Below are 24,829 nucleotides of genomic sequence, written 5' to 3' on the forward strand. Positions count from 1 at the left end.
GTATCTTTTGATACTTATTTTTTGAACACAGATTAAAGAAATTTGAGAAATTTAAATAATTTATTTTACTGTTATTTCATCGACGAAAATAAATGCTTCGCCTTTATCATGATAACCAATATGCCATTCTGGAAGTCTTCCAAAATTGTACGCTTTCACTTTTATATATCTTGCGCTAATAGGTTTTGCCGATTTGAAACTAAAATCTTTAATGATGTTTTCATCTTTTTTCGGATCTACATCATTAGCAACCGAAGTGATTAATGTAAAATTGATATTATCTGTCGAACTGTAATATTCTACTTTGGTTGGCATTAAAATCCAAGAACGTTGGTCTTGTAGAAAGGTTGCGCTAAAACTAGAAACTTCTTTTACATTTTGCAAATCAACAATGGCTTCAAAATCTTGACTTTGATATCCTTGCCAATCGCCTTTTCTCCAGTTAGTCGAACCATTAATTCCATCAATTAAACCTTCATTTCCTCCAGCATGATATTGCGGATTGTAAGTAGATTTTATGTCTATAGTGTAATTGTTTGGTTTTTTGAAGTATGTTGCGGAGATAGTGTCGCTTTTTCTTTTTTCATCACATAAACAATAAGCTGAAATTGATGAAGTTTTATCTATCGTAAAAGGTTTTACATACGGTCCAAATGATAAATCATCTCTACTATCCTTTTCATCAACGACATAATAAACAATACAACCGTTATTCTGATGTGCTATTTCAATCGTCATTTTATCTTTAAACGATTTACTTTCCGCTTGAATGATTGGAACTGGGATGATTTTTTCATAATCAAAATCATTTGTTGCTGACTCTATTTCTGGTAAATTTAATCCAAAATATTCTCTTTGCTCTAAACAATTTTCAACTGTAATTTCTTCAGAAATCTTATTTTCTAAATTTATTTTTACTTTTTTGAAATTTGGTTTAATTACTGTCCATTCAGGATTCCCAGGCGTAACCGCATAAATTCCCATAGAACTCAACACATACCAAGCGCTCATTTGTCCGCAATCTTCGTTTCCTATTAATCCGTCTGGTGTGTTTTTATAAAAATTATTTAAAATGTAATATACTTTTTCAGTGGTTTTTTCTGGCTTTCCAATGTAATTGTACAAATACGCCATGTGATGACTTGGTTCATTTCCGTGAGCGTATTGACCAATTAATCCCGTAACATCGGCTTGTTCTCGACCTGTCGTTTTACTTTCAGAGTTGAACATTTCATCGAGTTTGGCTTCAAATTTATCGTTTCCGCCATACGCTTCAATCATTCCTGGAATATCTTGTGGCACAAAAAACGAATATTGCCATGAATTACCTTCGGTAAAATTATTATTGATTTCTCTCGCATCAAATGGTTTATCCCAACCGCCGTTTTTCTTTGGTCGCATGAAACCAGTATTCCAATCAAAAACATTCTTCCAACTTTGAGAACGTTTCATGAAATATTCGTAGTCTTCCTTCTTGTTTAAAATTTGAGCCATTTGGGCAATACACCAATCGTCGTAAGCATATTCTAAAGTTTTAGAAACGCTTTCGTGTTCGTCATCCATCGAAATAAAACCTTGTCTTTTATAGGCATCCAATCCTAAATGATCTAACATCGCCGAGTGTTTTGCTGCTTTAAATGCTTTTTCGTAGTCAAAACCAGTAATTCCTTTCGCCATAGCATCAGCCATAACCGAAACCGAATGATAACCAATCATACAATCGGTTTCATTAGATGCCAATTCCCAAACTGGTAATCTTCCACCTTGTTCGTATTGTTTTAGAAACGTATTTATGAAATCGGCAGTACGTTTCTTTTCGATTAATGTATACAATGGATGCGCACCTCGAAACGTATCCCATAGCGAGAATACTGAATAATAATCGAATCCTTCGCCATTGTGAATTTTGTTGTCTCTACCACGATATTTCCCATCAATATCTTGAGCAATGTTTGGTTGAACCATTGTGTGGTATAAAGCTGTGTAGAAAATTGACAATTTATCTTTATCAGTTTCTGTAATCTCAATTTTAGCTAATTGTTTATTCCAAAGTTGTTCGGCTTCTTGTTTAACTTTATTGAAATCCCAGTGTTTAATTTCGGACATGTTTAGTTTTGCTCCTTCATAACTTGTTGGAGAAAGTGAAACTTTGACTGAAATTTTTTCTCCTTTTTTAACTTTTTTTGAAAACGCTAATTTCAACTGTGTGCCTGCAAAAAAAGTTGGACTAATTGCTTCATCCGAATGAGAATTTGAAATTTCCAATGGCACAGAAAATTCAATTTGAGCATAAACGTATTGGTCTTTGGCCCAAGCTTCACTTCTTCTGAGAATCTGTATTGTTTTTTTATCAATGATTTTAATATCGCCATATAGCAATTTATCTCTATGATTTAAATCGAGAATTATATTGGCTTGACCTGCATTATTAAAGATATATTGATGAAATCCAACACGAGTTGTAGTGGTTAAATTTACATCAATATTATGCTTGTCTAACTTTACTGAGTAAAATCCGGCATTTGCTTTTTCATTAGAATGCGAGAATTTAGAACCGTATTCTTTTGGATCAAAATTGGATTCATTCATGGTTGGCATTAGCATAATATCACCATAATCGGTGCAACCAGTTCCGTTTAAGTGTGTGTGTGAAAATCCATAAATTACTGAATCATCGTAATGATATCCTGAACATCCATCCCAACTTCCATCAATTCTAGTGTCTGGAGAAAGTTGTACCATTCCAAAAGGAACTGTTGCTCCAGGATAAGTATGACCATGTCCGCCAGTTCCAATCATTGGGTTGACGTATTTGTGAAAATTTTGTCCAAATGAGACAATTGAGGTAAATAGAATTATAATTGAAAGAAAGTTTCTCATCGTAGTTTTGTTTGCCTTTCAAAGATAAAAAAAACGCATTCAAATTAATGAATGCGTTTCAGATTATTTTAATAACAATAATTTTTATGGTAAAACATAATCAAATGAACCAGTTATGGTATGAGTGATTGCCGTTGTAGAACCATCTGTTGTATTAAATGAAAAAGTACCAACTATCTTTTTTGTAGTTGCATTATAAGTCGTAATCTTAATAAAACCAGTTGATGCTACAACTGTTTGAGCAGGAAGTACACCTGTTATGTCTAAATCGGCATAATATTCATCTGGTTGAATAGTATTTGAGAAGTTATGTGTACCAATAGCTACATTGCTCTTAGGAATAGCTAATTTAATTTCATACTTTTTAGTATCAATTTTTCCAGATAAATTTCCTTTTACAGAACCAGTATCTTTATTTCCTTTTATTAAAAAATAAGTGTTACCATATAATCCACCTGTTGCATCAGCAATATTAGTATTATTTAAAGTAGTAAAAACATAAGAAATACCATCAACAGTTGCCTTAAAAGGATCAACAGTTGTGTTTCCACCACCAGAACCTCCACCAGAACCATTATCATCTATAGTTCCATCTGAGGAACAACTAAATAATGACAATCCTAAAAATAAAAAAATTAGCTTTTTCATTTTAATTTTATTTTATACTTGCTTTCAAATATTCTCTGTTCATTCTAGCAATATTTTCGAGAGAAATTCCTTTTGGACATTCCACTTCACATGCACCAGTATTGGTACAATTTCCGAAACCTTCTTCGTCCATTTGACGCACCATGTTTAAAACACGATTTGTAGCTTCAACTTTTCCTTGTGGTAATAATGCATATTGTGATACTTTTGCACCAACGAATAACATTGCAGAACCATTTTTACAAGTTGCTACACAAGCTCCACAACCAATACAAGCAGCAGCTTCAAAAGCTTTATCTGCATCGTTTTTGTTAATCGGAGTTGCATTTGCATCAATTGTATTTCCTGATGTATTTACAGAAACGAAACCACCCGCTTGTTGAATTCTATCGAAAGCACTTCTATCAACAACTAAATCTTTAATTACTGGGAATGCTCTACTTCTCCATGGTTCAACAAATATAGTATCGCCATCGTTGAACATTCTCATGTGCAATTGACAAGTTGTAATTCCTGTATCTGGACCATGTGCACGACCGTTGATGTATAAAGAACACATTCCGCAAATTCCTTCACGACAATCGTGATCGAATGCAATTGGCTCAACATTCTCATTGATTAATTGCTCATTCAATTGGTCTAACATTTCTAAAAATGAACTTGCTGTAGAAACATCATTTAATTTGTATGTTTCTAAATTTCCTTTAGCTTTGGAGTTTTTCTGACGCCAAATTTTTAGGGTAATATTTATATTTTTTGCTGCGCTCATAACTCTATTATTTGTAATTTCTTGCGGCTATTTTAATAAACTCATATTTCAATTCTTCTTTGTGAAGCTCTTCTTTAGTGATATCATCACCTTTATATTCCCAAGCACCAACAAATGAGAAGTTTTCATCATCACGAAGGGTTTCTCCTTCAGCATCTTGATATTCTTCACGGAAATGACCTCCACATGATTCGTTTCTTTGCAATGCATCCATTGCCATTAATTGACCTAAATCAATAAAATCGGCAACGCGTAATGCTTTTTCTAACTGTGGATTAAACTCATCCGCATTTCCAGGAACATTTACATCTCTGTAGAATTCTTCTTTTAAAGCAGTAATTTCAGCAATAGCTTGTTTCAAACCAGCTTCGTTTCTACCCATACCAACTTTATTCCACATAATTAATCCCAAACGTTTGTGGAAATGATCCACCGATTTAGAACCTTTATTGTTTAGGAATTTATCAATAGAATCTTTAACTCTATTTTCAGCGTCACCAAATTCAGGTAAATCTGTTGAAATTTTTCCTGTTCTAATTTCGTCTGCTAAATAGTTAGAAACTGTATAAGGAAGAACGAAATAACCATCAGCTAAACCTTGCATTAAAGCAGAAGCTCCAAGTCTGTTTGCACCGTGGTCAGAGAAATTTGCCTCACCAGCCACAAAACAACCAGGAATTGTAGATTGTAAGTTATAATCTACCCAAACACCACCCATTGTATAGTGCACTGCTGGATAAATTTTCATTGGAGTTTCATATGGATTTTCATCCGTAATTTTTTGATACATAGTAAATAAGTTACCATATTTCTCTTCCAACCAAGCTTTACCTAATTTAGTAACTTCTTCGGCACTTGGATTATGATTTCCTTGAGCATAAGCCGCTTGTTTTCCTTTATTTTGAATTTCAGTAGAGAAATCTAAGTAAACTCCTTCGTTAGTGTCGTTAGCTTCAATTCCGTGTCCTGCATCACATCGTTCTTTAGCTGCTCTTGAAGCAACGTCACGTGGCACAAGATTACCAAAAGCTGGATATCTTCTTTCTAAGAAATAATCTCTATCTTCTTCTGATAATTGTGTTGGTTTTAATTTTCCTGCACGAATGGCTTCAGCATCTTCTTTTTTCTTTGGAACCCAAATACGACCTGAATTACGCAATGACTCTGACATCAAAGTTAATTTAGCTTGATTAGTTCCGTGAACAGGAATACAAGTTGGGTGAATTTGAACAAAACAAGGATTTGCGAACAAAGCTCCTTGTTTGTGTACTTTCCAACCAGCTGTAACATTACTTCCCATAGCGTTTGTAGAAAGGAAATAAACATTTCCATAACCACCAGAAGCGATAACAACTGCGTGAGCTGAATGTCTTTCTAATTCACCTGTAACCAAGTTACGTGCTATAATTCCACGAGCTTTTCCATCTACTTTTACTAAATCTAACATTTCGTGACGGTTGAACATTTGTACACGTCCAAGTCCAATTTGTCTTGACAAAGCTGAATAAGCTCCTAATAATAATTGTTGTCCTGTTTGTCCAGCAGCATAAAAAGTTCTTTGAACTTGAGTACCACCAAACGAACGGTTATCTAATAATCCACCATAATCACGAGCAAAAGGAACACCTTGAGCCACACATTGGTCGATAATATTTCCTGAAACTTCAGCTAAACGGTGAACGTTTGCCTCACGAGCTCTATAATCACCACCTTTGATGGTATCATAGAATAATCTAAAAATACTATCTCCGTCATTTTGGTAATTTTTAGCAGCGTTTATTCCTCCTTGAGCAGCAATTGAGTGCGCACGACGAGGTGAATCTTGAAAACAAAAAGCTTTAACATTATAACCCATTTCACCAAGTGAAGCGGCAGCCGAAGCTCCAGCTAAACCAGTTCCTACAACAATAATGTCAATTTTTGGTCTATTATTTGGGGCAACTAATTTTAAATGATCTTTATAATCCGTCCATTTTTGTGAAATATGCCCTTCTGGTATTTTAGAATCTAACTTCATAATATATATCTGATGTTGATTATTTTAAGAAAAAGTGAATGTAAACTGGAATAATTGCAAACAACAACGGAACAACAATAGCAAAAGCAGTTCCGAAAAATTTGATTTTAGGAGTCCAATTTGGATTATTAAGTCCTAAAGATTGGAAAGCACTTTGAAAACCATGTAACAAGTGGAAAGCTAAAACAGCCATTGCAATCACATAAAGAATTGTTGCAATTAAACCGTACTTTGCATCTTTAAAAAATGCAACTGTAATTTTGTGAAGATCCTTGTAACCTTCTCCAACTTTTACTTTTGCTTGAGTATTGTAAAATTCTGTTCTATTCTCAATGTAAGTTTGAACACCAGTTTTGGTAGCTTCATCTATAGATTTTGCTACCTGTTGAACAGGCATGTAACCTTCATTGGTAGTTAAATACAATTCTTGTTTTTGTCCCATTGCTTCAACTGTAATTGTTTGCAAGGGCATGTCTTTATCGAAATGCATCTTTGCCCAAAAATTAACCATGTGTGTAACAATAAAAACCAAGATTAGAGTTCCTAAGATTGCCATATTTCTAGAAGAAAATGAGCTATTAGCTCCTGGATTGGATTTTGCATAACCAACTGGTCTTGCTTTAACATTTTGATAGGTTAACATAAAACCATCAACTGCATGAAATAAAATTGAAATGTAGGTTACATAAGAAAGTAACTTAACTGCTGGATTTGAAGTCATAAATAACGCATACTGATTGAAATGTAATGCGTCGCTAAAAATCAGTTGTAGATTTCCAGCTAAATGCCCTGCCAAAAACAAGCATAAAAATAAACCCGTAAGAGCCATCCAATATTTCTTTGCGATAGATGACTTTAAAAGTGCAGATTTTGCCATAAGATTGTATAATTTATTTTAAAAAATCAAACAAAAATACAGCTATTTGATATTAACTACAACCTTTTCGTCGTAATTTATAATCAATTTAAAGTGAGTTTAACACTTGTTGATTTTCAAAGTGTTAAATGATTTAAAAAGGTATTTTTTGTTAAACAAAACTACTTTGTGTAAGACGGAATCAATCCTCTTAATCCCATATCAACAACATTTTCACCTTGAGATGGATCAAATTTTCCGTTACCATTAGTATCAATCCATTCAAAACTTTTATTGGTAGATAATGAAACTGTTATTATAACATTCTTCTTTTCTAATCCTGTTATCTCTAAAGGTGTGTTAAATTTTCCTGTTACAACACATGAAGTTAAAGGAATAGATGATGTTGCAGCAATTGGATTTGGAACTGTCGTTGCTCCTGCTGGAGCCTGACCTGATGCAGAATATGGAAAATCATTTAGTGCAAAAGCCCAATATCCTTGTGGCTTATTGGCATCAACTTGAAAAAAAGTGTTTCCAATACTGTGAGTTCCTATATAGGTGTTGAATCCTACAAAACTTTCTAAAGTTCCATCATACTCAAGGCTCGAACCTGGTTTACGAATTTTTATTTGGTAATTCTGATAAGATAAAGAAACTCTCAACCATTCATAACTTCCAATTGCTAAATCTTTGAGAGGGATTTCTAAAAAAGCTTCTCCTTCAGCAACAATTTTAGCTTTACTGAAATCAATTGCATTATTGCCTCCAATTGTTGTTTCTTGTCCATGATAAACAATACTACCATCACCTAATTGGGTATTGGCGTCTTTTGCAAATTCTATATAATGAGAAGAAATTTTATTAAAAACAGGCGATTGAGCTCCATTACCAAAAGGAACAAATGATGGCTGACCTAAATTATTCAATCTGGATTGATTAGGATCAAACTTAAATTTAATAATCAACATAGGTTCTAACTGATTATCATCTAAATCTTCACAAGAAAAGAAAGAAATGCTTAAAGTTAAAATTGATAGTAATAAAATTATTTTTTTCATACTTTAGTTTTGGTTTTGGGGTTTAAAATCATTTTCAAACAAATTTAAAACTCATAACTATGAAACGAATTTAATACGTTTTTGTTACATCTTCATCAATAACGAGAATAAAATCAGCTTTATTGAAATTTTCTTTCTCAAGTTTTGATATGTCTTTTTGTTCAACAGTAGATATTGTTACAATTTCTATGGTCGGATTGTAAGTTTTTAAATACCAATTAATCCCATCAAAATTATCAGAATGAAAAGTCCCATTATAGTGAATGAAAACACTGTTGGCTTTCAAATTTTTATTTATAAAATAGGCCATCGTTGCATCTTTACTAGCTTGAGCTTTTGGCATATTTGGACTTGTATGGTCACCCATCATTTTCATCATTTCAACATAACCAGGAAGTGATGCGTCGTAAGGAATTGGTTGTGGTGCAATCCATGACTTTTCTTCTGTTGTAAGAGTTTCTAATGCTTCAAAACCTTTTTTAGAAACCATAGAAGCATAACGTCTAGGAATATTAGTAGCTATAAAATCAAAGTTGTTTTCTTTTGCAAAATCAACCAAAGGTTTATAATCTGTTGGATGATTTTTCCACAAACGCGCTGTAGAATCTAGCTTCTTTTGATCAATTTCATCTTTCAAATATTGGTTTAATTGGGTTTGATTATCGGCTTCTATCATTTCTGCACCAAGAACCACCGGTGTTTTTGCCGCAACATCTTTAGTCAATTCAAGTTGCAACCAATGTGAAACAGAATTATTATGATATTCTCCAAAAAGAACAACTTGGGTTTTCAAAGATGCTTTTAGCAATTTTTCGTAAGAGACTTTCTTTCCATTTTTATCAAATAGTTGATACGGTTTTTTGTCTTGTGCGTGAAGACTAATTGCAAAAAGAAAAAGTAGTGACAAAAATTTAGTTCTCATTGTGAAATTTTTTATAAAAATATAGATTTTAATTTGAGTTGAAAACTATTTGGATATTTTTGTTAAAACTTTTACCGATGCTAGTTTCAAAATCTAATGACGTTTTTCTAAATTATTTATGTCAATTTATTGATGTAAACGAACAGTCTATGGAAGAATTGATTGCAAAAGCAAAAGCACGTTTTAAAATTTTACATTTAAAGAAAAATGAATTCTTTGTAAACGAAAATGAAGTTTGTCAACATTTTTGTTTTGTAGAAAGTGGGATTTTACAACATTCGATAGAAGTTTTGGACGAAGAAAAAACAACCTATTTAGCTTTAAAAAACTCTGTAACTTCATCCTTAAGCAGTTTTTTATTTGGCAAACCATCGCGAAAAAGCATCAAAGCTATTGCCGATTGTAAATTATGGATTGTAGATTTAAAAACCTTCAAAGATTTAATTGAAAACAATAAAGCATTTCATCAGTTTTATTATAATGTAATCGAAAAACAAATTTGCTTAATCGATGATTATCGAATTGACTTGCTAACGTTAACACCTGAAGAACGTTACAAAAAATTATTAGCCACTGAACCCAAATTACTTCAAGAAGTTCCGTTGCATTATTTAGCTTCTTTCTTAGGAATTTCATCACGACACATGAGTCGTATTCGTAAAAACATAAATTAATAGTTACCGCGAATTCGCAAATTTTTTCTTTACAATTGCTATTATAATTTGCGAATTTGCGGTTAATTAAAATAACGCCATTTGGCTACAACTTGAACTCAATTATTCCTTAATTTTGGTAAATAAAATTATCGAATTGTCTAACAATCCGAAAATCTAATAATCTAAAAATGACATGAGCCGCAAGGCGATTGCATATGACCATTAAAAAACAATAAAAACTTACATATGAAATACCATCAAATAGACCGTGATTTGTTTATTAAAAACAGAGCCAAATTCACGGCACAAATGAAACCAAATAGTGTTGCCGTTTTTAATTCTAACGACATTTATCCAGTTTCTGCCGATTCTACTTTGCCTTTTGCACAGCATCGTGATATTTTTTATTTATCGGGCGTTGATCAAGAAGAAAGTATTTTGTTGATTTTTCCGGATGCGCCTTATGAGCATTTGAAAGAGATTTTATTCTTAAAAGAAACTAACGAACACATTGCCATTTGGGAAGGCGAAAAACTTACAAAAGAAAGAGCGTTTGAAGTTGCCGGAATTAAAAGTGTGATTTGGTTACAAGATTTTCATAAAACTTTGAAAGAAGTGATGACTTATGCCGAAACCATTTACATCAACACTAACGAGCATTATCGTGCGGTAATTGAAACTGAAACTCGTGAAGCGCGTTTTATCAAATGGTGGAAAGAAAATTATCCAGCGCATAAAGTGGAGAAATCAAATCCTATTTTGCAGCGTTTACGTTCTGTTAAGGAAAGCGAAGAATTGGATTTGATTCAAGAAGCTTGTAATATTACTGAAAAAGGTTTTAGAAGAGTTTTGAATTTCGTAAAACCAAACGTAATGGAATACGAAATCGAAGCAGAATTTGCGCATGAATTTCTAAGAAATCGTTCCAAAGGTTTTGCATACACGCCAATTATTGCTTCGGGAAATAATGCTAACGTTTTACATTATATTGAAAACAACCAACAATGTAATGCAGGTGATTTGATTTTGCTTGATGTTGGTGCAGAATATGCCAATTATTCAAGCGATATGACGAGAATGGTTCCGGTTTCGGGACGTTTTTCTGACAGACAAAAAGAAGTTTATAATGCCGTTTTACGTGTGAAAAATGAAGCTACAAAAATGTTGGTTCCAGGAACTTTGTGGAAACAATATCATGTAGAAGTTGGTAAAATCATGACTTCCGAACTTTTAGGTTTGGGATTGATTGACAAAGCCGATGTTCAAAACGAAAATCCAGATTGGCCAGCGTATAAAAAATATTTCATGCACGGAACGTCTCACCACATGGGATTAGACACGCACGATTACGGATTATTACACGAACCAATGCAAGCGAATATGGTATTCACGGTTGAACCAGGAATTTATATTCCAGCAGAAGGTTTCGGAATTCGTATTGAAGACGATATGGTAATTCAAGAAAAAGGCGAAGCATTCAACTTGATGCGCAATATTCCTATTGAAGTGGATGAAATTGAGAGTTTGATGAATAGTTAGTTTTCAGTCTCAGTCTCAGTTATCAGTTAAAACGGTTTGCGAAAGTGAGCCGTTTTTTTTATGTTCAAAGTTGTCATTCCGAAGGAATCTCACTCGTGATTACTTTGTGTGATTTCTCCTGTGTCGAAATGACAAAACTATTATAAATTAATCTTTTTAATAGAATTGAATTCGAGTTTAAAAAATTCTACTTTTGCACCAATGAAAACCACCATCTACAAAAACACAAAAATCACTTACACCGACCAAGGAAAAGGAACGGCTGTAGTTTTATTGCATGGCTTTTATGAAAATAAAGAAATGTGGAACGCTTTTGTGAGTGAATTTTCAAAGAAACATCGCGTTATAGCTATTGATTTATTGGGCCACGGACAAACCGAATGTTTGGGTTACGTGCATTCAATGGAAGATCAAGCCGATATGGTGCATCACGTTTTGCACGAATTGAAAATTAGAAAAGCGGTTTTGATTGGTCATTCTATGGGAGGTTATATTGCGTTGGCTTTCGCCGAATTGTATCCAGATGCTATGAAAGGTTTGGTGCTTTTAAATTCTACTTCAAGAGCTGATAGCGACGAACGAAAAGCCAATCGTGACCGAGCGATTATTGCTGTGAAAAAGAATTATGTGGCTTGCATCCGAATGAGTGTTGCGAATTTATTCAGTGAGAAAAATCGTGAAATTCTATTAGATGAAATTGAATATGTAAAGTTGGAAGCATTAAAAACGCCACTTCAAGGCATTGTCGCTTGTCAAGAAGGTATGAAAATTAGAAAAGACAGAGAAGTGATTTTGCATTTTGCCAATTATCCAATGCTATTGATTTTAGGAAAAGAAGATCCGGTGTTGAATTACGATGAAAACATTGACCAAATTGAAGGAACCAACGTAAAACTACACACTTTCCCAGACGGACACATGAGCCATATTGAAAATAAGGACGAATTGTTTGTTGTTTTGGGTGAGTTTTTAAAAAGAGTTTAACCGCAAAGAAGCTAAGAAAAAGCGCAAAGTTCGCAAAGCTTTTCTTTACTGTTTTCAAAAACCTATTTCATTTCCTTTGCGAACTTTGCGAAAACTTAGCGCCTTTGCGGTTGAGTATTAAACTTTTTCCTCAAAAGCCACATCAGCACTCAAAATCTCATTCAATAAAACCACAATTTCTTCAAGATAATTTTCCATTATTTCGGGTGAAATTACTTCTACTGTTTCTTTACCTTCTTTAAAACCAAAAGGCAAAAATCCATTTTTTAAGTTTTTGAAAGAAATAATTCCAGCTTCGATTTCTAAACCTTTGGCCTCTTCTTCATACATAAACGCATAAGCAAGAATTTGGATAATTTTATCGTTTTTAATGTCTTCTGTTAAGCCATTCCAAAATTTTAAAGTGACACTTGGTTTGGTTACATTTCCGGTTTTATAATCGATGATTCTGATTCTTCCGTTTCGTTTTTCGATTCTGTCAACGTTTCCGCCAATTTTAACTGAAAAAGGTAACTTTGGATGCACCAAGTCGCGTTCTAAATGTTTTTCTAAAGCTATAATTTGAATTTTATCACCGTTTTGAATAGCTTCTAATTCTAATTTCAAGAAATTCAATACATTTCGTTTGGCTACTTCAAAAGCTAACAAATTTTTTCCTTTTTTGATTTCGCCTTCTTTGTATACTAATTTGAATTGTTTCAACACTTCGTCATCGATATTTTTGATACAAATTTTAATATCGTTTTCAATTAAAATTTTACCGATAAACGGTTTGTACAATTCTTCTAAAGTTCCGTGAATTATTGTTCCAAGAGTGTTTACAGCAATATTTTCTTCCACTTCATCCGTTTCAGAAATGCGCAATATTCTTTGAAAATAAAACTGGATTGGATTTCGAATATACGTCGTCAATGCTGAAGGTGAAAATCCTTTATCTGCAATTTCCTTCAATCGCAACAACACTTTTTCCGATTTTGGAATTACTAATGGTTGATGCGCAATTTCGGGAACATTGGCATTATACGTTTGAAATGTCAAGTTGTGATTGGGTTGTTTTTCGACTTCCAATTGTGTGATGAATCGACTTCGTTCTCCTGCATCCAAACCTTCACTATCGGAATTATATAACAAATAAATATTTTTAGCGCGTTGTAATAAATGATAGAAATGGTAGGTGTAAATCGCATCTTTTTCTTTGAAAGTTGGTAAACCGTACTCCTTTTTAACATCATACGGAATGAACGAATTCATACTTTTTCCAGCTGGAAATTTGCCTTCGTTAACCGATGTGATTATTACGGTTTCAAAATCGAGCACACGACTTTCAAGAACTCCCATAATTTGCAATCCGTTCAAAGGTTCACCTTCAAATGAAACTTCAGCGACATCAATTACTTGCTTGTAAATGGCATAAAGTGTTTCAACAGAATCAATATTGGAATTAGACGAAAAGTAAGAAATCATTTTGTTTATCACTTTAAAAATCGAATAAACAAAGGCATTCGTAATCTTTTCTTCTTCATTGTCTGAACTTAAATTGGATTTGATTTTAAGCAAAATCTGACTCAAATTTTCCAAAATAGCAACAGAAGATGTGTCCCATTTTTGAAAAATCAATTGAAATAATTCATTCTGATTTTCTTGCAGTTCTAGAATTCGTTTGTGAACTATGAAGGTATAATTGTTTTGATTGATTCGGTTTACCAATTCCTTAGCATTGATATACGGTTCAATTAACGGATGCGTTAGAATATCTAAAACGTCTTTATAATAAAACACATAACTTGAAGCATTTCTTGAAATGGCGTTGGTGTGCGCTTTAAAAAGTTTGGCAATTAGCAATTGTGCAGGATTATTTTTGCTTGAATAACCCATTGTAATATTCAAAGCATCAACATTGGATGGAAGCGAATATAAAATGGGAACCAAAAGCGATTCTTCGCCAAGAACTACGGCAACATTTTGAAGTTTTCCTTCGTTTTGAATACTTTGCTTTTCAATTATTTCGCCAACAATTTTGGCTTGACCAATAGCTTTTGGCGTACCAATAACTTGGATGTTCTTTACCTGCTTAAAATCACTTGTAATCCATTCATACGGACTGGTTTTATAATAAGGCCACGTTGATTTGAATCTACGCTGAAAAAGCCCTGTATCGTGAAATGGATCGTTTAAAAAGGTTTCATCAATATCCCAATAGATTTTGGCTTTATCAATGGCTAAAAGATGTTGAATTATTTTCTCTTCGGCGTGGTTTAAAGCATTGAATCCAGCGAAAAGGAATTTTTTATCTTTTATAGTTTCCGAAAAATGATTGAGATTATCTACAGCTTCTCTGTAAATTAAACCTTGATAACCAATTCCTTTATGTAATAAATAATTATAAAGCGAATGATAATACAGTGGGAGTTTTTTCCAAAAAATTAAATATTTATGAATTAAGTCGGTTCGTTTATCAATATCAACTGCCCAATGTTCGACTTCTTTTATGTTTTCTAGATATTTTAAAATCTTATCAGGTTCAAGTAGATATCTATCAATTTCATTAAAATCTTGAAGTAACGTCTTTGCCCAATTAGCAAAGGTTTCGAAGGATTCTTGGTCTTTCTCGGTTACAGAAAGATAGACATTATAAAATTCGAATAACAATTCGACACTATCAATAGAACGTATTCCTGCAATGTCTTGAACAAAGTCTTCAATGCTAATTATTTCAGGAGAAAATATAGTTGCCGTTGTTTCTTTTTTGAGTTCATCAATAAGAAAAACTTTAGCTCTTCTGTTAGGCAGAATGACTATTAAATCTGAAAAATTATCAGAATAGTTGGCGACAATTTCTTTGGAAAGTTTATTTAAAAATGAGTTGTTATTCATTTTATAAATATAAAAAAACGCCTCAATAAATCGAGGCGTTTCTTAAAAATATTTTGGAAGAAATTATTTTACTAATTTCACTTCAACTCTTCTATTGTTAGCTTTACCAGCTTTAGTTTTGTTAGAGTCAATTGGCATTGACTCACCGAAACCTTTAGATGATAATCTTGAAGCAGCGATACCTTTTTCGATTAAGTAATTTTTAACTGCAGCAGCTCTGTTTTCAGACAAAGTTAAGTTAGCAGCATCTTTACCATCAGCATCAGTGTGTCCTTCGATTGAGAAGTTAGCACTTGGGTATTCTTTCAAGATAGCAGTAATAGCTTCTAATACTGGGTAAGTTCTTTGTTGGAAAGTAGCTTTGTTAGTATCAAATAAGATAGTTTTAGCATAATCATTTAATTTTTTGATAGCTTCGTCAGAAACTTCAGGACAACCTTGATTAGCTACAGTACCAGCAACATCTGGACATTTGTCATCTTTATCTAAAACTTTATCACCATCTCTATCTGGCCAAGGACAACCTTTGTTTTCTTTAGGACCTTTAACGTCTTTACAAGCGTCATCTTTATCAGCAACACCGTCACCGTCAGCATCTGGACAACCATTTAATGATTTTAAACCAGCTACATCAACACAAGCATCTTTACTATCTTCAACACCATCTCCGTCAGTATCAGGACATCCGTTGAACTCAGCTAAACCTGCTGTATCAACACATGAATCTTTACTATCTTCTATTCCGTCTCCGTCAGTATCAGGACAACCTTTGAATTCTTTTAAACCAGCAACATCTGGACAAGCATCTTCTCTATCGTAGATTCCGTCACCGTCTGTATCTTTAGCACCAAATTTGAAAGTTAAACCTCCAAAATGTTGTAAATGAGTTGGAACGTCAAATGATGGATTTCTTGAATCATCAAATGAATGTTTGTAAGTTGAACTAAATGATAAACCAACTTGCTCAGACAACCAAAAAGTCAAACCTAAACCTCCGTTGATTGTACCAGCAGATGCATCACCTAACCAAGTATAACCTCCACCAACGTGAACAGATGGGTCGATCATTTTTGATTTAATCATGTTCATAAAGCTGTATTTAACAACTCCATCAACACCATAATACATCAAATCACCAGGATTAGTTACAGTGTAATCATTAGTGTTTGTTGAAGGATCGTAAGTTCTTTCACCTACAAGTTTTGTAATTTTGTTTACAGATCCAGTTACTCCAAAAGAGAAATTATCTCCTACATATCTTGACACACCAATAGTAGAAACTGATGGTAAAACACTCCAGTATCTTTTTGCGTCAAAGTATTGAGAAAATTGGTCTTCTATTTTAGAAGCCGCACTTACTCTTGCTCCGTCTACTGCGTTTACTCCAAACGAAATAGCCCATTTGTTGTTACTATCTTGTGCTTGAGAACTTAATCCTAAAAGCATCAATAAAGCAAATAATTTGTTAAGATGTTTCATACTTAATTTTGTTAGATTATATACATATAATGGTGCAAAAGTAATGCGATAAAATGAATTATCAAAATGAAAAGCTTAAAATGTGGGAATTATGAAATAATTCTACAAATTTATGCAAATAAACAAGTTAGTTAAATTACGTTTAAATTCTTCGCAACTTCTGTAAAAGCTTGTATTGCTTTGTCTAAATGTTCTTTAGTATGAGCTGCAGAAAGTTGCACTCTAATTCTTGCTTTATCTTTTGGAACCACTGGATAAAAGAAACCAATTACATAAATTCCTTTTTTCAATAATTCGTCTGCCATTATTTGCGAAAGCTTGGCATCATATAGCATTACTGGGACAATTGCTGAATCTCCATCGATAAAGTCAATGCCTGCTTTTCTCAGACCATCTTTAAAATAATTGGTATTCCATTCTAATTTGTCTCTTAAAGTGGTGTCTTTTTCTAAAAGTTCAAATACTTTAATTGAAGCTCCAACAATTGCTGGTGCTAATGAATTTGAAAATAAATAAGGACGAGAACGCTGACGCAAAATTTCAATAACTTCTTTTTTAGCAGTTGTATATCCGCCCATTGCACCACCAAGCGCTTTTCCTAAAGTTCCTGTGATGATGTCAACTCTTCCCATTACGCCTTTGGCTTCTAAAGTTCCTTTTCCTGTTGCTCCGATGAAACCTGCAGCGTGACATTCATCAACCATAACTAAGGCATCATACTTATCTGCCAAATCACAAATTTTATCTAATGGCGCAACCAATCCGTCCATTGAGAAAACTCCGTCTGTTACAATAAGTTTAAAACGATGTCCAGCTTCGGTTGCTTTTATTAGTTGTTGTTCTAAATCTTCCATATTGGAATTTTCATAACGATAGCGAGCCGCTTTACACAATCGAACACCATCAATAATAGAAGCGTGATTTAAACTATCTGAAATAATACAATCTTCTTCTCCTAACAAAGGTTCGAAAACGCCACCATTAGCATCAAATGCCGCAGCATATAATATAGTATCTTCTGTTCCGTAGAATTCAGCAATCTTTTTTTCTAATGTTTTATGAATATCTTGAGTTCCGCAGATGAAACGCACTGAAGACATTCCGAATCCATGAGAATCTAAAGCATCTTTTGCCGATTGAACCACTTCTGGATGTGATGATAATCCTAAATAGTTGTTGGCACAAAAATTTAAAACCGTTTCGCCATTAACTATAATTTCCGCTCCTTGCGGAGATGTAATAATTCTTTCTTTTTTGAAAATACCATTTTGCTCAATAGTATTTAATTCGTTTTGCAGGTGTTGTTGAATTTTTCCGTACATATTTTAATTCTTTGTTTGTCGTTTATTGTTTGTGGTTACAAATGTAACACTTCAATTGTTTCTCCTATATATATGAGTGATTTTTTCTCTACTTGAAATCCCATATCTTCAATAGATTTTTGATAATTTTCTAATTGTGTTTTGTGTTTTGGCAAATGTTGACCTGTTTTATAATCTAAAAGGTATACTTTTTTGTCTTTAGAAATCGACATTCTATCAGGTTTTACGATATTTCCTTGTTTTTGGATGATGGTTTGCTCATTCATCACTTTATGCTCTTCAGAAAAGTAATCGCTTAATTCTTTATGATTTACAATTTCTGAAAGCGTTGCCAAAACTTCTTCTTTCTGACTTGAAATTATTAATCCGTTTTCGATGGCTTTGGTAATTGCCAAATCGATGTCGTTTTTGGTTTTTACAAATGCCAAGATTTCGTGAATGATGTTTCCAAATTCAATCGCTTTTTGTTGTTTGGTATTCCACATAATGCTTTCGCGTTGTGCAATTTTGATGTTTTTCGGATTTAATGTTTCTGAAAGTTGCGGAATTGTCAAGGCATTTGAAACTGCTTCTTTGGTTGTAGAAATTTTTTTATTCGAACCAAATTCGTATTCTAATTGTTCTTCTTTGAATTCACTTCCTAAAAATCCGATAAAGAAAGTCGCCATATTATTAGGCAATTCTCCTTTGCTATTTTCAGAAACCAATCCTGAAATTACATACAATTGTTCTTCGGCACGAGTTAAAGCAACGTACAAAACATTGATATTGTCTAATAAATCTTCTTCTTTTTTCTGATTGTAAACTTTTGATGCTTCTTCGCCAAAATTCTCGACGTCTTTGTTTTTAGAAACTAATGCTTTTGGCAAACCAATTTGTTCTTCATCAGCTGCAATCCAAATTTTATCACCCAAATTTTGCGAATAATTTTGTTCTGCAAATGGAAAAATCACCACAGGAAATTCCAACCCTTTTGATTTATGAATGGTCATAATTCGAACGGCATCATTTCCTTCAGGTGAGGGAATGCTTAATTTCTCCGAATTGTTTTCCCAATAACTAAGAAAATCAGAAATTCCGGATTGCTTTTTCAAATCGTGTTCCAAAATCAAATCTAAGAAATATTGCACGTAGGCATTTCGTTTTTCAATCGGAATTACTTTTGAAATTATGATTTCTGTTGCTTCATAAAGTGCCTTTTTACGAATATTTTGAAATGAGAAATCGACATCAATATCGGTCAACCAATTTTGAAATTCTAATTCGTTTTTCAACTCCATTCCTTTGGCAATAAAATCGTGAATTGGCAATTCTGATTGATGATTATTAGCTAAATAATACAAGAAATTGGCTTTCGATTCTAAATCATTTGAATTTTTTAAATATCGCAATATATAAATACACGTTTTCACTTCGGAAGACGCACCAAGCAACAAACTTTCAGAAGAAACTATCGGAATTCCATTTTCAATTAAATGATTTGCAATAGCTGTTCCTGGTTTTTTTGTTCGAGTTAAAATTACAATGTCTTTGTAATTGAATCCATTGGCTTTTACTTTCAAAATGGCATTTAAAGTTGCTTCCAAATACAAATCGTTTTTGTCCAAACTATCTTCATCAAAAACTTCTTCTTTATCGATTTTTGGAATAAAACTCACATTTACATAACCGCCTTTTTTATCGTTAAATTCTTGATGTGAATGGTTTTCATACAAATCTTTGTAATCTTCATTAGCAAATTTGGATGCTAAAAATTTAAAAAACTTATTATTAAAATCAATTACTTGATCGTAACTTCTCCAGTTAATTCCGAGTGGAAAAAGCTCTTTACTTGGATTTATAAACGGATTTTTATCTTTACTTAATTCGATAAACTGTTCTGCTTTTCCGCCACGCCAACGGTAAATAGATTGTTTTGGATCACCAACAATCATAAGCGAACCTCGAGTTCCATCCAAATCTTCACTTGAAAGTGCATTATCAATCAACGGAATCAAATTCTGCCATTGCATTTCAGACGTATCTTGAAATTCGTCAATAAAAAAATGTTTGTATTTTTCACCCAAACGTTCATAAATAAACGGTGCAGGTTGGTTTTGAATTTGCTCGTTAATCAACTTGTTGAATTCGGCAATTGAAAGTATATTTTGCTCTTTTTGAATCTCTTGCAATTTATTGCTCAAGGTATTCATCAAGGAAAGTGGTGTAATATTTTTTAAAAACGCTTCGTAGAAGTTTTTCTTTTCAAATTTGGTGTAAATCGATTTTAAAATTGACAATAATTTAGGAATAATGCTTTCGATTATTGCGCCATCTTTAGCGGTTTTATTAATTTTTATATCTTCAAATTCGTGATACGTTTTGTTATTAGGATTGAATTTTCCTTCTTGAATACTCACTAAATGTTTTGGGAAGTATCCGCCAGAAAACGATTTTAAATCAATCCCATTATTCTCTATCAAAAGCAATGCTTCTGTGGCTTGAGCAATGGTTTCAGCTTCAATTTGTTTACAAAATTCAACTAATTTATTCTTGATTTCAACAAATTCAGCAATTGATTTATTATTAAAATGACTTATTTCTTCTCGATTATTTTCGTTTAAAATTAGTTTTCCGGTTTCCATAATTTCACGCGAAACGTCCCACGATTTATCATCGTCGGTTTTTTCCATAGTGAAATTCACAAGAAGATTGGTTAGCGTTTCATCTTCTCCGGCTTGAGCGATTATAGCATCAACTGCTTCTGTTAAAAGGTTTTCGGTATCAAGTGAAACATCGAACGTTATTGGTAAATTCAAATCGTGCGCAAAGGCTCGAATGACTTTGTGAGTAAATTTATCGATAGTGGAAATATCAAAAGCAGCGTAATTGTGAATCAGATTCTTAATAATACTTTTGGCTTTTTCCTTAATATCAAAAAGTGAAATTCCAGTTTCTGAATGAATGACTTGCATTAAACTCAGCGCTTTTTCGGTAGGAGTATCTTTGGCAAATTCAGACAAACTATCAACCACACGGCTTTTCATTTCGTGCACCGCTTTATTGGTAAACGTAATTGCGAGAATGTTGCGATAAGCATCTTGCTTTTTAGACAAAAGAATGATTTTGAGGTATTCTTTTACCAAAGTATAGGTTTTTCCTGATCCTGCCGATGCGTCGTATATGGAGAAAGCTGGTTTTTGCATTTATTTTTTATTAATCCGATAAATATAATTCAATTTGGAATCTTCTCCGTAATATTCTACTTCAAATTCCTCAATTTTTATTCCGCCAATTTTTTCCATTGCTTTTTGAGAACGAATATTGTTGGCGCCAATATGAAAATAAATGGTGTCAACATATTGAAAAGCATAGTCCATCATTAATTTTTTTAATGCTTTGTTGTAGCCGTTTCCCCAAAATTCTCTTCCTATAAAGGTGTAACCTATTAATATAGAATTGGTTTCTGAATTATAATCATAAAATCTACTGCTGCCAATAGGTTGGTTAGTTGTTACTTCTCTAATAAAAAATGCGCCTTTTGATTGAATTGCACCTTCGAAAAAATTTTGGAAAACTGGTTTTTGGTAACGTAATTTATTGGGATGTTGTTCCCAAAGTAATTCGTCGTTTGCTACAGTGTAAAGTTCTTCAAAATCAGTTTCCTGCAATGGAATTAACTTTATTAACTCATTCTGTAAATTTGTTGGTTGTAAATTGAACTTCATTGATTTAAGATTGTATTAGCCAAATTTGAATGGCTTGTATAAGGATTTAATAAAATTATAACGTAAATGTGTAACATTTTTAGAAGTTAAATTTATAACTTTGAATTCACATAGTAATAATCTTTTAAAAATAAAAATATCATGGCTTTTGAATTACCACAATTACCATACGCATACGACGCGTTAGAACCTCACATTGATGCAAGAACAATGGAAATACACCATTCTAAACATCACAATGCTTACACAACAAACCTAAATGCTGCCATTGCAGGAACAGATCTAGAAGGAAAATCTATTGAAGAAATTCTTAAAAATCTTGATTTGACTAAAGCAGCTGTTAGAAATAACGGTGGCGGTTTTTACAATCACAATTTATTTTGGACAGTTATGTCGCCAAATGGTGGCGGATTACCTACAGGTGATTTAGCTGCTGCTATTGAAAAAGATTTTGGTTCTTTTGAAGAGTTTAAAGCTGCTTTCGCAAAAGCTGGAGCTACTCAATTTGGTTCAGGTTGGGCTTGGGTTTGTGTAAAAGACGGAAAATTGGAAGTTTGCGGAACTCCAAACCAAGACAATACATTAATGCCTGGAGTTGGTTGTGGCGGAACTCCAATTTTAGGAATGGATGTATGGGAACACGCCTACTACTTGCATTATCAAAACCGTCGTCCAGATTATATTGAAGCTTTCTTTAATGTAATTAATTGGGATGAAGTTTCTAGAAGATACGATGAAGCAAAATAATACTTTGTTTTTATAAAATTAAAAACCGGTTGTGTGTGCAGCCGGTTTTTTTTGTGTGTGAATTTTAAAAAGACGTCCACAGTTGCGGACGCCTTTTTGCCCCAAATCTACCATAAACTTAACCTACTAATTCTATGGTACTGCAAACATAATAGGAAGAGACCTACAAATGCAGTTGAAATTGTTTAATATATTGGAATGATAGGCAAATGAGAGTAAATAAACCTTTTTGGAAGAGGAACTTGTAGAAAATAAAAAAGGTGAAATTTCTTTCACCTTTTTTGCCCCAAATCTACCATAAACTTAACCTACTAATGCTATGGTCTTCCAAAGATATATGGCGGTGTATTGTGTTTCAAAATATTATTGATGAAGTACAATAATAATCGATGAAATACACTATTTATACTATTTTTAATAAGCTCTAGCGTCTTTTCCTTCGTAAAAGTTCATAAATGCTCGGTTTACAACACGATTTCCACCTGGCGTTGGATAGTCTCCAGTGAAATACCAATCACCTGAATTCTTCGGACATGCTACATGTAAATTGTCAACTGATTGAAAAATGATTTTTACTTCTGCTTTTATATCACTTGAAGTTAATAATTGAGCTATTTTATTTGATATTTCTATATCGCTAAATGGTGAATATATTTCTGTAACGTAATTAACTAATTCTGAATCTTTTAAATCTTCTTGAGCTTTGCATTTTTTATAAACTTCATCAACTATTTTATACTGATTTCGCTCTTTTAAAAGTTCTATTGCGGCTTGAAAAGCCACCAATCCTTCTAGCTTAGCCATATCGATTCCGTAGCAATCTGGATACCTAATTTGTGGCGCCGATGAAACAACAACTATTCTTTTTGGATTTAATCGATCCATCATTTTGATGATACTCATTTTTAAAGTGGTACCACGAACGATACTATCATCAATAATTACCAAATTATCGGTTGGTTTAATAACTCCATAAGTAACATCATAAACGTGTGCGACTAAATCATCACGATTAGCATCATCCGTTATAAATGTTCTTAATTTGGCATCTTTGATTGCGATTTTTTCAGTTCTGATTTTTACAGACAACAATTCTTCCAAAGAATCTTTGGTTAGCTTTTTTCTATTGTCAAGGATAAATTTGTTTTTTCTTTGATTCAAGAAATCATTTGCTGCTTCAACCATTCCGTAAAATGAAGTTTCTGCTGTGTTTGGAATATAAGAGAAAACCGTGTTGTCTGTATCATTTTCAATCGCTTCAAGAACCGCTGGAAGTATTAATTTTCCTAACTCTTTACGTTCTTGATAAATTTCGGCATCGCTTCCTCTTGAAAAATAGATTCTTTCAAACGAACAAGCTTTTTTTACTGTTGGAACGATTATTTCTTCTTCAGTAACCGTTCCATTTTTTTTGATGATTAATGCGTTTCCTGGTTGCAATTCTTGAACTTTATCAAAAGTAACGTTGAAAACGGTTTGAATAACTGGTCGTTCTGAAGCTACAACAACAATTTCATCATCTTCATAGAAATACGCCGGACGAATTCCTGCTGGATCTCTAAAAACAAAAGCGTCTCCATGTCCAAAAAGTCCTGCCATGGCATAACCACCATCCCAACCTTTGGAAGCACGTTTCAATATTTTGGCAACAGGAAGTTTTTCAGCAATAATTGGTGAAGCTTCTCTTTTGGATAATCCGTTGTTTTTACATTCTTGGTATAAATCGGTAACTTCATCGTCAAGAAAATGTCCGATTTTTTCCATTACAGTAACTGTATCTGCCATTTCTTTTGGATGTTGCCCTAATTCTACTAGACTATTAAAAAGTTCTTTAACATTCGTCATGTTGAAATTTCCGGCAACAATAAGATTTCGATGCATCCAATTGTTTTGACGCAGAAAAGGATGAACACTTTCGATGCTGTTTTTTCCAAAAGTTCCGTAGCGTACGTGACCAAGAAATAATTCTCCTATGTAAGGAATATTGGCTTTTTGAAGCGCAACATTATCAGTATATTCTGGATGTAATGTCAATTCTTCGTTTACACGTTCATTGATTTGTTTAAAAACATCTTGAATTGCTTGAGCATCATTAGAACGAACTCGACTAATGTATCGTTCACCTGGTTCAACATCTAATTTGATTGATGCAAATCCGGCACCGTCTTGACCGCGATTGTGTTGCTTTTCCATCAGAAGATACATTTTCTGTATTCCGTAGAAAGCCGAACCGTATTTTTCTTTGTAGAATTCTAACGGTTTTTTTAATCGTAAAAGTGCAATTCCACATTCGTGTTTGATTGCGTCACTCATTGTATTGTAGTTGTTTAGTTGTGTGTTGTATTTTCAAATAAAAATGCCCCGAAAA

General features: G+C 33.2%; 17 protein-coding genes. 4 read left to right on the plus strand and 13 right to left on the minus strand.

From position 1 onward, the window contains the following. Positions 1-60: 60 nt before the first annotated feature. The 7 genes from ABD771_RS13150 to ABD771_RS13180 form a co-directional block, all read right to left on the minus strand. Positions 61-2,880: a GH92 family glycosyl hydrolase gene (locus ABD771_RS13150; RefSeq protein WP_345095316.1), complete on the minus strand. Its 2,820-nt coding sequence runs from the start codon at positions 2,878-2,880 to the stop codon at positions 61-63. Between the two features lie 84 nt (positions 2,881-2,964). Continuing rightward, positions 2,965-3,528 (minus strand): hypothetical protein, encoded by a 564-nt coding sequence (locus tag ABD771_RS13155; protein ID WP_345095318.1) that lies wholly within the window; start codon positions 3,526-3,528, stop codon positions 2,965-2,967. A 7-nt stretch (positions 3,529-3,535) separates the two neighbouring features. Next, entirely contained in the window at positions 3,536-4,297 is a 762-nt protein-coding gene (locus tag ABD771_RS13160; RefSeq protein WP_345095320.1) for a succinate dehydrogenase/fumarate reductase iron-sulfur subunit, read from the minus strand. 7 nt (positions 4,298-4,304) lie between these two features. Continuing rightward, positions 4,305-6,314 carry a fumarate reductase/succinate dehydrogenase flavoprotein subunit gene (locus ABD771_RS13165; RefSeq protein ID WP_345095322.1) on the minus strand — a complete coding sequence of 670 codons (2,010 nt, stop codon included), beginning with the start codon at positions 6,312-6,314 and terminating at the stop codon, positions 4,305-4,307. Between the two features lie 19 nt (positions 6,315-6,333). Then, on the minus strand, positions 6,334-7,191 hold the full coding sequence (locus ABD771_RS13170) for a succinate dehydrogenase cytochrome b subunit (protein WP_345095324.1): 858 nt from the start codon (positions 7,189-7,191) through the stop codon (positions 6,334-6,336). Between the two features lie 161 nt (positions 7,192-7,352). Then, positions 7,353-8,231 carry a hypothetical protein gene (locus ABD771_RS13175; RefSeq protein ID WP_345095326.1) on the minus strand — a complete coding sequence of 293 codons (879 nt, stop codon included), beginning with the start codon at positions 8,229-8,231 and terminating at the stop codon, positions 7,353-7,355. Positions 8,232-8,301: 70 nt separating this feature from the next. After that, entirely contained in the window at positions 8,302-9,153 is an 852-nt protein-coding gene (locus ABD771_RS13180; protein ID WP_345095328.1) for a ChaN family lipoprotein, read from the minus strand. A gap of 77 nt (positions 9,154-9,230) precedes the next feature. On the opposite strand from ABD771_RS13180, the gene ABD771_RS13185 reads away from it, so the two are divergent. From ABD771_RS13185 to ABD771_RS13195, 3 genes are all read left to right on the plus strand, one after another. Next, complete coding sequence (locus ABD771_RS13185) at positions 9,231-9,827, plus strand: Crp/Fnr family transcriptional regulator (RefSeq protein WP_345095331.1); 597 nt, start codon at positions 9,231-9,233, stop codon at positions 9,825-9,827. 228 nt (positions 9,828-10,055) lie between these two features. Beyond that, positions 10,056-11,348, plus strand: coding sequence for an aminopeptidase P family protein (locus ABD771_RS13190; protein WP_345095333.1), 1,293 nt, complete (start codon positions 10,056-10,058; stop codon positions 11,346-11,348). 201 nt (positions 11,349-11,549) lie between these two features. Beyond that, a complete protein-coding gene (locus tag ABD771_RS13195) occupies positions 11,550-12,332 on the plus strand; it encodes an alpha/beta fold hydrolase (RefSeq protein ID WP_345095335.1) in 783 nt (260 codons plus the stop codon). 117 nt (positions 12,333-12,449) lie between these two features. Here the strand turns inward: ABD771_RS13195 and ABD771_RS13200 are convergent, their stop codons facing one another. The 5 genes from ABD771_RS13200 to ABD771_RS13220 form a co-directional block, all read right to left on the minus strand. Continuing rightward, complete coding sequence (locus tag ABD771_RS13200; RefSeq protein ID WP_345095338.1) at positions 12,450-15,206, minus strand: PD-(D/E)XK nuclease family protein; 2,757 nt, start codon at positions 15,204-15,206, stop codon at positions 12,450-12,452. Between the two features lie 63 nt (positions 15,207-15,269). After that, complete coding sequence (locus ABD771_RS13205) at positions 15,270-16,685, minus strand: OmpA family protein (RefSeq protein WP_345095340.1); 1,416 nt, start codon at positions 16,683-16,685, stop codon at positions 15,270-15,272. 131 nt (positions 16,686-16,816) lie between these two features. Continuing rightward, the gene (gene kbl, locus ABD771_RS13210; protein WP_345095342.1) at positions 16,817-18,007 is read right to left on the minus strand and encodes a glycine C-acetyltransferase; all 1,191 of its coding nucleotides are present in this window, start codon (positions 18,005-18,007) and stop codon (positions 16,817-16,819) included. Positions 18,008-18,042: 35 nt separating this feature from the next. Continuing rightward, positions 18,043-21,192, minus strand: coding sequence for a UvrD-helicase domain-containing protein (locus tag ABD771_RS13215; RefSeq protein ID WP_345095344.1), 3,150 nt, complete (start codon positions 21,190-21,192; stop codon positions 18,043-18,045). Continuing rightward, on the minus strand, positions 21,193-21,714 hold the full coding sequence (locus ABD771_RS13220; protein WP_345095346.1) for a GNAT family N-acetyltransferase: 522 nt from the start codon (positions 21,712-21,714) through the stop codon (positions 21,193-21,195). Between the two features lie 141 nt (positions 21,715-21,855). On the opposite strand from ABD771_RS13220, the gene ABD771_RS13225 reads away from it, so the two are divergent. Continuing rightward, the gene (locus ABD771_RS13225; protein ID WP_345095348.1) at positions 21,856-22,461 is read left to right on the plus strand and encodes a superoxide dismutase; all 606 of its coding nucleotides are present in this window, start codon (positions 21,856-21,858) and stop codon (positions 22,459-22,461) included. 414 nt (positions 22,462-22,875) lie between these two features. Here the strand turns inward: ABD771_RS13225 and ABD771_RS13230 are convergent, their stop codons facing one another. Next, positions 22,876-24,774 (minus strand): amidophosphoribosyltransferase, encoded by a 1,899-nt coding sequence (locus ABD771_RS13230; protein ID WP_345095350.1) that lies wholly within the window; start codon positions 24,772-24,774, stop codon positions 22,876-22,878. Positions 24,775-24,829 lie beyond the last annotated feature (55 nt).

This window comes from Flavobacterium chungnamense, from assembly GCF_039539165.1.
Classification (GTDB): domain Bacteria; phylum Bacteroidota; class Bacteroidia; order Flavobacteriales; family Flavobacteriaceae; genus Flavobacterium; species Flavobacterium chungnamense.